The sequence below is a fragment of the Streptomyces sp. NPDC054834 genome, from assembly GCF_053611185.1.
The window spans coordinates 135,893-147,324 of the sequence record NZ_JBSGZV010000024.1 but is presented as its reverse complement, the minus strand read 5'-3'; the positions used below and the strand labels follow the sequence as shown (position 1 = coordinate 147,324).

Annotated in this window: 10 protein-coding genes, 1 rRNA gene, 1 pseudogene and 1 riboswitch; of the genes and pseudogenes, 11 read left to right on the top strand and 1 reads right to left on the bottom strand. The window is 68.9% G+C overall.

Annotation, left to right across the window (positions count from 1 at the left end):
• The 11 genes and pseudogenes from rrf to ACWGJM_RS28825 form a co-directional block, all read left to right on the top strand.
• Positions 1–95: ribosomal RNA gene (gene rrf, locus ACWGJM_RS28875) — 5S ribosomal RNA — on the top strand; the annotation flags it as partial.
• Between the two features lie 108 nt (positions 96–203).
• Positions 204–812, top strand: coding sequence for a CDP-alcohol phosphatidyltransferase family protein (locus tag ACWGJM_RS28870; RefSeq protein WP_453414638.1), 609 nt, complete (start codon positions 204–206; stop codon positions 810–812).
• A 116-nt stretch (positions 813–928) separates the two neighbouring features.
• The gene (locus ACWGJM_RS28865; RefSeq protein ID WP_453414637.1) at positions 929–3,424 is read left to right on the top strand and encodes a sugar phosphate nucleotidyltransferase; all 2,496 of its coding nucleotides are present in this window, start codon (positions 929–931) and stop codon (positions 3,422–3,424) included.
• Between the two features lie 168 nt (positions 3,425–3,592).
• On the top strand, positions 3,593–4,432 hold the full coding sequence (locus ACWGJM_RS28860) for a DUF881 domain-containing protein (RefSeq protein WP_453414636.1): 840 nt from the start codon (positions 3,593–3,595) through the stop codon (positions 4,430–4,432).
• Positions 4,429–4,761, top strand: coding sequence for a small basic family protein (locus ACWGJM_RS28855; protein WP_003988855.1), 333 nt, complete (start codon positions 4,429–4,431; stop codon positions 4,759–4,761). The genes ACWGJM_RS28860 and ACWGJM_RS28855 overlap by 4 nt, the downstream gene beginning before the upstream one ends.
• A gap of 5 nt (positions 4,762–4,766) precedes the next feature.
• Complete coding sequence (locus ACWGJM_RS28850; protein WP_453414635.1) at positions 4,767–5,618, top strand: DUF881 domain-containing protein; 852 nt, start codon at positions 4,767–4,769, stop codon at positions 5,616–5,618.
• Between the two features lie 190 nt (positions 5,619–5,808).
• Positions 5,809–6,624, top strand: coding sequence for an FHA domain-containing protein (locus tag ACWGJM_RS28845; RefSeq protein WP_453414634.1), 816 nt, complete (start codon positions 5,809–5,811; stop codon positions 6,622–6,624).
• Between the two features lie 43 nt (positions 6,625–6,667).
• The gene (gene ftsR, locus ACWGJM_RS28840) at positions 6,668–7,405 is read left to right on the top strand and encodes a transcriptional regulator FtsR (protein WP_453414633.1); all 738 of its coding nucleotides are present in this window, start codon (positions 6,668–6,670) and stop codon (positions 7,403–7,405) included.
• A gap of 86 nt (positions 7,406–7,491) precedes the next feature.
• A complete protein-coding gene (locus tag ACWGJM_RS28835; RefSeq protein ID WP_026253112.1) occupies positions 7,492–7,965 on the top strand; it encodes a bifunctional nuclease family protein in 474 nt (157 codons plus the stop codon).
• Between the two features lie 260 nt (positions 7,966–8,225).
• Complete coding sequence (locus tag ACWGJM_RS28830; protein WP_453414632.1) at positions 8,226–8,909, top strand: MerR family transcriptional regulator; 684 nt, start codon at positions 8,226–8,228, stop codon at positions 8,907–8,909.
• A gap of 88 nt (positions 8,910–8,997) precedes the next feature.
• A pseudogene (locus tag ACWGJM_RS28825) lies at positions 8,998–10,419 on the top strand (DNA polymerase IV); the annotation flags it as partial.
• Positions 10,420–10,736: 317 nt separating this feature from the next.
• On the opposite strand, the gene ACWGJM_RS28820 reads toward ACWGJM_RS28825, so the two are convergent.
• Positions 10,737–11,120 (bottom strand): PRC-barrel domain-containing protein, encoded by a 384-nt coding sequence (locus tag ACWGJM_RS28820; protein WP_453414631.1) that lies wholly within the window; start codon positions 11,118–11,120, stop codon positions 10,737–10,739.
• 113 nt (positions 11,121–11,233) lie between these two features.
• Positions 11,234–11,329, top strand: a riboswitch (glycine riboswitch).
• Positions 11,330–11,432: the final 103 nt, after the last annotated feature.

Here is an 11,432-nt window from a genome sequence, read left to right as displayed (position 1 = left end):
AAACGCCCGGTTACATTCCGAACCCGGAAGCTAAGCCTCACAGCGCCGATGGTACTGCAGGGGGGACCCTGTGGGAGAGTAGGACACCGCCGAACTCCTTTTATAGCTCTGGCTCTTGGGCATCAGCCCAAGAGCCAGAGCTTTTTTGCGTTGAGGTAAGGTCAGGGGGCATCGTAGGTACGTTTCCCACAGGAGGCCCCCGGGTGGAGGTCCAGGAGACCCGCGTCCAGACAGACCGGGTCCTCACCATCCCCAACATCCTCAGCATGGCGCGGCTCCTCGGCGTACCGCTCTTCCTGTGGCTGATCCTCAGGCCCGAGTTCGGGGGGCCCAAGAGCGACAACTGGGCGCTGCTCGTGCTGGCCCTGAGTGGGATCAGTGACTATCTGGACGGCAAGCTCGCGCGGCGCTGGAACCAGATCAGCAGCCTCGGCCGGCTCCTTGATCCGGCCGCGGACCGCCTCTACGTTCTGTCCACGCTGGTCGGACTCACCTGGCGCGAGATCCTGCCGGTGTGGCTGACAGCAGCACTCCTGGCGCGAGAGCTGATTCTCCTGGTGATGGTGGGCATCCTCAGGCGGCACGGCTATCCGCCACCGCAGGTGAACTTCCTGGGGAAGGCAGCGACCTTCAACCTGATGTATGCCTTCCCGCTGTTGTTGCTCAGTGACGGAAGCGGATGGATCTCGTCACTCGCTGCTATTTTCGGATGGGCGTTCGCAGGGTGGGGTACAACCCTCTATTGGTGGGCAGGAGTGCTCTACGTGGTCCAAGTCCGCCGCCTGGTTCGTGCGGACGCCATGGCCGGCTGAACCCGCCGATTGTCCGGACGTAGTGGCTTGCGATGGCCCGCGACGGAAAAGTGCGGGACAATCTGGACGGGTGAAGTCGGCTGGACCGTCGTCTCTTAGAGGAGGACGCTTCCGACATGAAGGCCGTCGTGATGGCCGGTGGTGAAGGCACTCGCCTTCGCCCTATGACCTCGAGCATGCCCAAGCCGCTCCTGCCCGTGGCGAACCGCCCGATCATGGAGCACGTGCTACGGCTGCTCAAAAGGCATGGGCTCACCGAGACCGTCGTCACCGTGCAGTTCCTGGCTTCACTCGTCAAGAACTACTTCGGTGATGGCGAGGAGCTCGGAATGGAGCTCACATATGCCAATGAGGAGAAGCCACTCGGTACCGCCGGAAGCGTCAAGAACGCCGAAGAGGCGTTGAAGGACGATGCCTTCCTTGTCATCTCCGGCGATGCCCTGACCGACTTCGACCTCACCGAGCTGATCAATTTCCACAAGGAAAAGGGCGCGCTGGTCACCGTCTGTCTGACGCGTGTGCCCAATCCGCTGGAGTTCGGCATCACCATCGTCGACGAGGAGGGCAAGGTCGAACGCTTCCTCGAGAAGCCGACCTGGGGACAGGTCTTCTCGGACACCGTGAACACGGGCATCTACGTGATGGAGCCCGAGGTCTTCGACTATGTCGAGCCCGATGTCCCCGTCGACTGGTCCGGTGACGTCTTCCCGCAGCTGATGAAGGAGGGCAAGCTGGTTTACGGCTATGTCGCCGAGGGCTACTGGGAGGACGTCGGTACCCACGAGTCCTATGTGAAGGCGCAGGCCGACGTGCTCGAGGGCAAGGTCGACGTCGACATCGACGGCTTCGAGATCTCCCCGGGCGTATGGGTGGCCGAGGGCGCCGAGGTGCACCCGGACGCCGTGCTCAGGGGGCCGCTCTACATCGGCGATTACGCCAAGGTCGAGGCGGGCGCGGAAATCCGAGAGCACACGGTCGTCGGCTCGAACGTGGTCGTGAAGAGCGGCGCCTTCCTGCACAAGGCCGTCGTGCACGACAACGTCTACGTCGGCCAGCACAGCAATCTGCGAGGCTGTGTCGTCGGCAAGAACACCGACATCATGCGTGCTGCCCGGATCGAGGACGGCGCGGTCATCGGTGACGAGTGCCTGATCGGCGAAGAATCGATCGTGCAGGGCAACGTGCGGGTCTACCCGTTCAAGACGATCGAGGCCGGCGCCTTCGTCAACACCTCGGTCATCTGGGAGTCCAGGGGCCAGGCGCACCTGTTCGGCGCCCGCGGCGTCACCGGAATCCTGAACGTCGAGATCACGCCCGAGCTGGCGGTCCGGCTGGCCGGGGCCTACGCCACGACCCTCAAGAAGGGCTCCACCGTCACCACGGCCCGCGACCACTCGCGTGGTGCCCGTGCGCTCAAGCGGGCGGTCATCTCCGCGCTCCAGGCCAGCGCCATCGACGTACGGGACCTGGAGAACGTACCGCTGCCGGTGGCCCGGCAGCAGACCGCGCGGGGCAGCGCCGGCGGGATCATGATCCGGACCTCTCCGGGTGTGCCGGACTCCGTCGACATCATGTTCTTCGACGGGAACGGAGCGGACCTCTCGCAGGGGAGCCAGCGCAAGCTGGACCGGGTGTTCGCGCGGCAGGAGTACCGGCGCGCGTTCCCGGGGGAGATCGGTGATCTGCACTTCCCGGCGAGCGTCTTCGACTCGTACACCGGGTCGCTGTTGCGGAACGTCGACACGACCGGAATCGCCGAATCGGGCCTCAAGGTCGTCGTGGACGCCTCCAACGGCAGCGCCGGGCTCGTGCTGCCCAGCCTGCTCGGCAAGCTCGGTGTGGACTCGCTGACCATCAACCCGGGTCTCGACGAGTCACGGCCGACCGAGACCGCCGATGTGCGACGGTCGGGGCTCGTGCGGCTCGGCGAGATCGTGGCGTCCTCGGGTGCCGCGTTCGGCGTCCGGTTCGACCCCGTGGGCGAGCGGCTGTCGCTCGTCGACGAGAAGGGCCGGATCATCGAGGACGACCGGGCGCTGCTCGTGATGCTGGACCTCGTGGCCGCCGAGCGACGCAGCGGGCGTGTGGCGCTGCCGGTGACGACGACCAGGATCGCCGAGCAGGTGGCCGCTTATCACGGCACCCAGGTCGAGTGGACCACCACCTCTCCGGACGACCTCACGCGCGTGGGAGGCGAGGAAGGGACCATCTTCGGCGGTGACGGCAAGGGCGGGTTCATCGTCCCCGAGTTCAGCAGCGTCTACGACGGTGCGGCCGCCTTCGTACGGCTGATCGGGCTGGTGGCGCGCACCCAGCTCACCCTCAGCCAGATCGACGCCCGTATCCCGCGGGCGCACGTCCTGAAGCGGGATCTGGCGACTCCCTGGGCCGTCAAGGGACTGGTCATGCGCCGGGTCGTCGAGGCCGCCGGAGAACGCTATGTCGACACCACAGACGGTGTGCGGGTCGTGGAGACCGACGGGCGCTGGGTGATGGTGCTGCCCGACCCGGCCGAGGCGGTCACCCACCTGTGGGCGGAGGGGCCGGACGACGCCTCCGCGCAGGCCCTGCTCGACGAGTGGTCGGCAGTCGTGGACAGCGCCGGACGGTAAAAAACGCCGCACGCGCGCGTGCCGGACAAGTGTCCTCCAAGAGGGCCTGTCCGGCACGCGGGTGGGGCCGTTCGGAGGTAGTGGTCGCGACATGCGACGATGTGCGGCATGCCGCAGCAACCCCCCATTCGGAGCACACTCTCGCGGCCCGCGCGTCCGGATGCCTCCATGTCGTTGATCACCAACGTCATGGACCACAGCCTCGACGACGGGTACGCCGAGGCCGCCGCCCGGAGGAAGGCCCAGGGCGAGTCGGGCGGCATGCCCAGGACCCTCCGGGCGAAGCTCGGTCTCGCCGCAGGTCTGGTCCTTGCGGCGCTCGTGGTGACCGTAGGGGCGGCACAGGCGCGTGTGGCGGCGCCCGTGGTCGCCAAGGAGCGCCAGGAGCTGATCGACCGCATCGACCGCGAGACGTCGGCGGCGGACAAGCTCGAGGGCGACGTGGACAAGTTGCGCGACGACGTCAGCGAGCGCCAGCGGGCGGCGCTGAAGAAGAGCGGCGGCAGCGGGCAGGCGGACCTGGCGGGCGTTCTGTCGGGCGCCACGGCGGTGCACGGGCCCGGTGTCAAGCTCGTCGTGAACGATGCCAAGGAAGCCACCACCGGCGGCGACGGCAACCCGCGCGAGACCTCGGGATTCTCCGACACCGGCCGGGTGCGCGACCGCGACATGCAGCGCGTGGTGAACGGGTTGTGGGCCTCGGGCGCCGAGGCCGTCTCCATCAACGGGCAGCGGTTGACCGCCCTGTCGGCGATCAGGGCCGCGGGTGACGCGATACTGGTCGACAACAAGCCGCTGGTGCCGCCCTACACGGTCCTCGCGGTGGGGGACGGGAAGAAGCTGAGCACCAGGTTCCAGAACAGCGCCGACGGGCTGTATCTGCACGCCCTGGAAGAGAGCTACGGCATCCGGACCGGCATCTCCACCGAGAGCGACGTCCGGCTGCCCGCCGCACCGAGTGTGATCGTACGTACAGCACAGCCGAGCACTGAGAAGGGCACATCGTGATCGCCGTACTGGGCCTCGTCGTGGGAGTCGTGGCCGGCCTGTTGGTCCGGCCTGAGGTTCCGGCGGTCGTCGAGCCTTATCTGCCGATCGCCGTCGTAGCGGCGCTGGACGCCGTCTTCGGCGGCCTGCGGGCCATGCTCGACGGCATCTTCGACGACAAGGTCTTCGTGGTGTCGTTCCTCTCCAACGTGGTCGTGGCCGCGCTGATCGTATTCCTGGGCGACAAGTTGGGCGTGGGCGCGCAGCTGTCCACCGGCGTCGTGGTGGTGCTAGGCATCCGCATCTTCTCCAACGCCGCGGCGATCCGGCGCCACGTGTTCCGGGCGTGACACCGATGAGCAACCAGGACGAGCAGCCGGAGAACAGGCTGCGCAAGGAACTGCCCGCCGAGGTGCCCGTGCCGGCCCCCGCGCCCGAGCAGGCCGCCGAGGAGCAGCCCCAGCAGGAGCAGCCCCAGCAGGCGCTGACCGGCCGCCGGCGCCTGGTCCAGGGACTGTGGCCGCCTCGCGTGACCCGGGCTCAACTGATCGTCGCGGTGCTGCTCTTCGGCCTCGGTTTCGGTCTGGCCGTGCAGGTGGCGTCGAACAGTGACAGCGACAGCGCCCTGCGCGGCGCTCGCCAGGAGGATCTCGTCCGTATCCTCGATGAACTCGACGACCGCACTCAGCGTCTTGAGGACGAGAAGCAGGGACTGGACAAGCAGCGGCAGGAGCTGCAGAGCAGCTCCGACCAGGCCGCGGAGGCGCGCAAGCAGACCGCCGAGAAGGAGAAGCAACTCGGCATCCTCGCGGGCACTGTGGCGGCCGAGGGTCCCGGCATCACGATGACGATCGACGACACGAAGGGGACGGTCAAGGCGGACATGCTGCTCGACGCGATCCAGGAGCTGCGCGCTGCCGGCGCGGAGGCGATCCAGGTGAACGGTGTCCGGGTCGTCGCCGGTACCTACCTCACTGACTCCGGCAAGAGCGTGAGCGTCGACGGGAACAAGATCAACGCCCCCTATCGTTTCAAGGTCATCGGCAAGCCGCAGGACCTCGAGCCGGCGCTCAACATTCCCGGAGGCGTGGTGCAGACTCTTGAGAAGGAGCAGGCCACCGCGACCGTCGAGCGGTCGACCAAGATCGTCGTGGATGCCTTGCGACCGGCGAAGCAGCCTGGCTACGCTCGGTCGTCCTCGCAGTGAACCGAGAGTGCATGGGGGACGTCCGGCAGGGGCATGAGCTTGCGGGGGGTCGGCGCACCGAAGGGGTGGGGTGTGGTGGAAACTGTCTGGTGGCTACGGACGTTGTGAAGGTGTCCGGGTCGGCCGGTGTAGGCAATCAGGGTTCGTCCTGCCCCACGGGCGGGTCTGTTTCGGTCAAGGGGAATCGCCCGTGAAGTTGTTTGCGAAGTTGTTCGGCAAGAGCGCGCGAGAGGGCAGCGACAACGCGACCGCCCGCCATCGCGCACAGCCTGACGCAGAGGGTCAGCGCCCGCTGTTCCGTGACCAGGTGGCTGGTCCGGGCGGTGACATTTCCGGAGGTCAGGGCGCGCCGTCTGTTGACCCTGCCCAGCCCGGCGGCATAGGTTTCGGGCAACCGTCAACCTCAGGTACGGGTGGAGGGTTTACCTCCGACCCGTACGCGTCCAACGCTCCGGCGGGGCAGGAGGATCCGTCCATGTCGGTCCTGGTGTGTACGAGGTGCGGTAACCGCAACGCGGAGAACGCCCGCTTCTGTTCCAACTGCGGTGCGCCGCTGCGCCCCGGCGCCGTGCCGGAGCGTGCGTCCGAGACCACGAGCACGATCTCCATCTCGGGCCTGGAGGCCTACGACGCGGAGGCGACCGGTCAGACGCCGATGCTCTCCCCGGAGGCGCAGGCGGCCGTCGACGCGCTGCCGCTGGGCTCGGCGCTGCTGGTGGTGCGCCGTGGGCCGAACTCGGGCAGCCGCTTCCTGCTGGACAGCGAGCTCACCACGGCCGGGCGTCATCCGCAGAGCGACATCTTCCTGGACGACGTGACGGTCTCGCGTCGCCACGTGGAATTCCGGCGCTCTCCGGACGGCTCCTTCACGGTGGCCGACGTGGGAAGTCTGAACGGCACGTACGTCAACCGTGAACGGATCGACCAGGTCGCTCTGTCGAACGGTGACGAGGTGCAGATCGGCAAGTACCGGCTGGTCTTCTACGCGAGCCGGCAGGGCATCTGACCCTCCCCCGGACGCCGTCCGGGGGGACCCCCAGGGAAGGTCCATGCTTCGAACACCGAGCGGCGGTGCCGGGCACGGCACCGCCGCCACGGACAGTGGGCTGGTGAGCATCGGCACGGTGCTGAACGTGCTGCGCGAGGAGTTCCCCGAAGTCACGATCTCCAAGATCCGGTTCCTGGAGTCGGAGGGGCTGGTCGAGCCGCGGCGGACCCCTTCGGGGTACCGCAAGTTCAGTCCCGAGGACGTCGAGCGTCTCGGTCACGTCCTGAGGATGCAGCGGGACCACTATCTGCCGCTCAAGGTGATCCGCGAGCACCTGGACGCGATGGCGCGCGGCGAGGCCGTGCAGTTGCCGGTCGTGGGGCGCCAGCGCGCCGGCGAGACGGTGCTCGAGCCCGCGGAGGGGCCCACGGCCGCCCGGATCGGACGGGTCGAGCTGCTGGCGGCCGCCGGGATCGACGAGAGCGACCTGAAGGAGTGGGAGTCGTACGGGCTCCTCGCTCCCCTCGAGGGCGGGGTGTACGACGCGGAGGCCGTCACGGTGGCCTCCCTTGTCGCGGAGCTGGGGCGGTTCGGGATCGAGCCGCGCCACCTGCGGGTGATGAAGGCCGCCGCCGACCGGGAGGCCGGGCTGGTGGACCAGGTGGTTGCCCCGCTCAAGCGGCACCGCAATCCGCAGACCAGGGCGCATGCCGAGGCCCGTACGAAGGAGCTGGCCGCGCTCACGGTGAGGCTGCACGCGGCCCTGGTGCAGACCGCGCTCGGCGTTCGGCTGCCTTGAGCGGCACTGGTATGCGAGAGGCCGGATCGGGCGCCCGTCCCCGGCCCGACTACCCAAACATCCCGGGCACGGCCTAGGGTTGCTGTGTGAACGAGCTCGATGTCGTAGGTGTCCGGGTGGAAATGCCCTCCAACCAGCCGATCGTGCTCCTGCGTGAAGTGGGCGGCGATCGGTACCTCCCCATCTGGATCGGACCGGGGGAGGCGACGGCGATCGCCTTCGCCCAGCAGGGCATGGCCCCCGCACGACCGCTGACCCACGACCTGTTCAAGGACGTGCTGGAGGCCGTCGGCCAGGAGCTCACCGAAGTGCGCATCACGGATCTGCGTGAGGGCGTCTTCTACGCGGAGCTGGTCTTCGCCAGCGGGGTCGAGGTGAGCGCCCGCCCCTCCGACGCCATAGCGCTGGCCCTGCGCACCGGAACGCCGATCTACGGCAGCGACACGGTGCTCGACGACGCGGGCATCGCGATCCCGGACGAGCAGGAGGACGAAGTGGAGAAGTTCCGCGAGTTCCTCGACCAGATCTCGCCCGAGGACTTCGGTACCAGCAGCCAGTGAGTGCGTCGGCCGATGGCCGGCGCGCGGTCCGTGACCGGCCGGTCGACGGTTCGTGACCGTCGTTCAGATGGCACTTGCCGGCGGCCAGTGAGAGCGTCCTGACGTTCCCCGCCAGCGCATTCGGCTAGCCTTTCCCCGCGGTGGGGCACGGGAAACCACTCTTAGGGTGATTATCACTCGGCGTGCCGAGTGTGGCGATCGTTGACGCACCCCCGGTGACTGCCTACCGTCGAGAAGGCAGGTCAAGGACGGAGGTCGGCGTGAGAAGCAGCGGCGACGGTACGGCTGGGGGTGCCCCCGGACGAGGTTTCGGGGAGAGCGGTCCGTACCCTCCTTCAAGCTCTCGGCTCCGCTCGGGCACGGGGTATCCCCACCATGGCGGCGCGGCCGATCACGTTCCGCAGCGACCGACGGCCGTGCCGAACGGCGGAGGGGCGGCGTCCATGGCGTCCGAGCAGATCGGCTACCGCGGTCCGACGGCCTGCGCGGCCGCCGGCATCACTTACCGGCAGCTCGACTACTGGGCCCGCACCGGCCTGGTCGAGCCGAGCGTGCGGCCCGCCTACGGGTCGGGCACGCAGCGGCTGTACAGCTTTCGGGACGTCGTCGTCCTGAAGATCGTGAAGCGTTTTCTGGACACCGGCGTCTCGCTCCAGAACATCCGCACCGCCGTCCAGCACCTCAGGGAGCGCGGTTTCCGTGACCTGGGGCGCATGACGCTGATGAGCGACGGAGCCACAGTCTACGAGTGCACGTCCCCCGACGAGGTCCACGCCCTGCTCCAGGGCGGTCAGGGGATCTTCGGGATCGCCGTGGGCGTGGTGTGGCGGGACGTGGAGAGCGCGCTCTCCCAGCTGCACGGGGAGCGCATCGACACCGGGGAGACCCTCGTCGGGCAGAACCCCGCCGACGAGCTGGCGCGGCGACGCAACCGGGCGGTTTGACGGCGCCTGCCGCGCCTGCCCCTCGGCGGCGAGGCCCCGCGTACCGGCTGCCGGGGCATTGTCAGTGGTGTGGTGCAGCATCGGAGGTGTGAGAAACGCGCCCACGATCCTGCACCTCGACATGGATGCCTTCTTCGCCTCGGTGGAGCAGGCCTCCAAGCCGAGCCTGCGCGGGAAGGCCGTCGTCGTGGGCGGGCTGGGGCCGCGCGGAGTGGTCGCCACCGCGTCGTACGAGGCACGGGTCTTCGGGGTCCACTCGGCGATGCCGATGGCCCAGGCGCGTCGGCTCGCCCCGAACGCCGCCTATCTCGTCCCGCGCTTCGGGCTGTACCGGTCGATCAGTGAACAGGTGATGGGCTTGCTGCGGGCGCTGTCCCCACTCGTCGAGCCGCTGAGCCTGGACGAGGCGTTCGTGGACCTGGAGGCGGGAGGAACGGCCCGGGACGAGGAATCGGCACGGCTGGCCGGGGTGAAGCTGCGCGCGGACATCCGGGCCGTCACGGGACTGACGGGGTCGGTGGGGCTCGCCGCCTCCAAGATGCTCGCGAAGATCGCCTCCGAGCAGGCCAAGCCGGACGGGCTGGTACTGATCGAGCCGGGGACGGAGCGGGCAATGCTGGGCCCGATGTCGGTGCGGACGCTGCCCGGGGTGGGGCCGGCGACCGGGGACCATCTGCGACGCGCCGGGATCACCACGGTCGAGGAACTCGCCGAGGCCGGCGAGGACGAGCTCGTACGGCTGCTGGGCAAGGCCCACGGTCGCGCTCTGCACGCCATGGCGCTGGCGGACGACGAGCGGCCCGTGGTGGCGGAGCGGGAGGCCAAGTCGGTATCGGTCGAGGACACCTATGACGTGGACATCCACGACCGGCTCCGGGTCGGCCTGGAGGTGCAGCGGCTCGCCGACCGGTGCGTGCGGCGGCTGCGCGATGCCGGGCTGTCGGGGCGGACCATCGTGCTGAAGGTGCGGCGATACGACTTCTCGACACTGACCCGGTCGGAGACGCTGCGTGGGCCCACGGACGATCCGGCGGTCGTGCGGGAGGCGGCGGCCCGGCTGCTGGACTCCGTCGACACGACCGGTGGCGTACGGCTGCTCGGGGTGGGCGTCTCCGGGCTCGCCGACTACACGCAGGAGGACCTGTTCGCCCAGGCGGCGGGTGAGATGGCGGAAGCGGCCGCGGAGGAGGCGGTGCCCGAGCCCGCGGTGGAACAGCCGACGCCGGCCGAACGGCGCTGGCCCGCGGGGCACGACGTGCGGCATGCGGAGTTCGGGCACGGCTGGGTGCAGGGCAGCGGGCTCGGGCGGGTCACCGTGCGCTTCGAGACGCCCGGCTCGGAGCCCGGCCGCGTGCGGACTTTCCGGGTCGACGACCCGGCCCTGGAACCGGCGGATCCGCTGCCGTTGACTGCCCGGGCAGCCGCGAGCGGGCTCCGTGGCGGTGCGGCGGGCACCGGGGACGGGACGGCGGGCGCCGGGGACGGGACGGCGGGATCCGGGGGCGATGCGGAGATACCCGGAAGTGACGCGGAGCGGGCCCCCATCGGTGCGGAGAGGCTCGGGAAGAGTGCGGACCTGCCCGAGAAGGGTGCGGTCGGGTACGGAAGTGCTGCGGACCGGGCCGAAATCGGTGCGGAGGGATCACAAGGCGGTACGGGCATGCCCTGACGCGGTGCGGATGAGTCCCTCCGCGGTGCGGATGGGACTGAGGCGGACGAGGGATCGGGTGCGTGTCCGGGCGGTGCTGCCGGGTGAAGCGGCTGGCCGGGGCGGTTCTGTGGGGTGTGACCGGCGGTCCCGGACGGGGCGGGTGGGGGGAGGGCCCACTACGTCGGTCCCGCCGTCTCGTCCGTGCCCGCCAAATGGCCGAAGTCGTGGTCCGGGGGCGGAGGAGACGAGGTCACGTCGAGGCCGTAGTGGTGGTAGAGCTGGAGTTCCTGCTCGGGAGAGAGATGGCGACCGACGCCGAAGTCGGGCGCGTCCTTGATGAGGGACCGGTCGAAGGGAACCCGGAGGGTGCCGTCGATCAGTTCGCTGGGCTCCAGCGGGACGAAAGCGTCCCTGGAGAACAGGCCAGTGCGTATGGCCGCCCACTCCGGCTCACCGGTCGCGTCGTCGAGGTAGACCTCGTCGATCGTGCCGATCTTGTCGCCATTGCGGTCGAACGCCTTGCGGCCGATCAGGTGGCGCGGATCGATGTCCGTTCGCACGGTCCCTCCTCGTGGTCGCAACTCATCCGTAAGCACTACAAAAGAGCACATTCAGGAAGGCGGCCACTCGAGGCTCGCGCGTTGCCCTCGCTGGTACGCTGGCAAGCGGCTGCTGACCCCGCGCGGGAGAGTCCTCCGGACACCATCGGAGGCGCCGAAGGAGCAACTCCTCCCCGGAATCTCTCAGGCTCACGTACCGCACGGACGAGGTCACTCTGGAAAGCAGGGCGGTGTCTCGACGGCTTCCGCTCTCACCGACGGTGAAAGCCGGGGCCCTCGGGTGACCCGGTGAAGCTCTCAGGTTGAGATGAC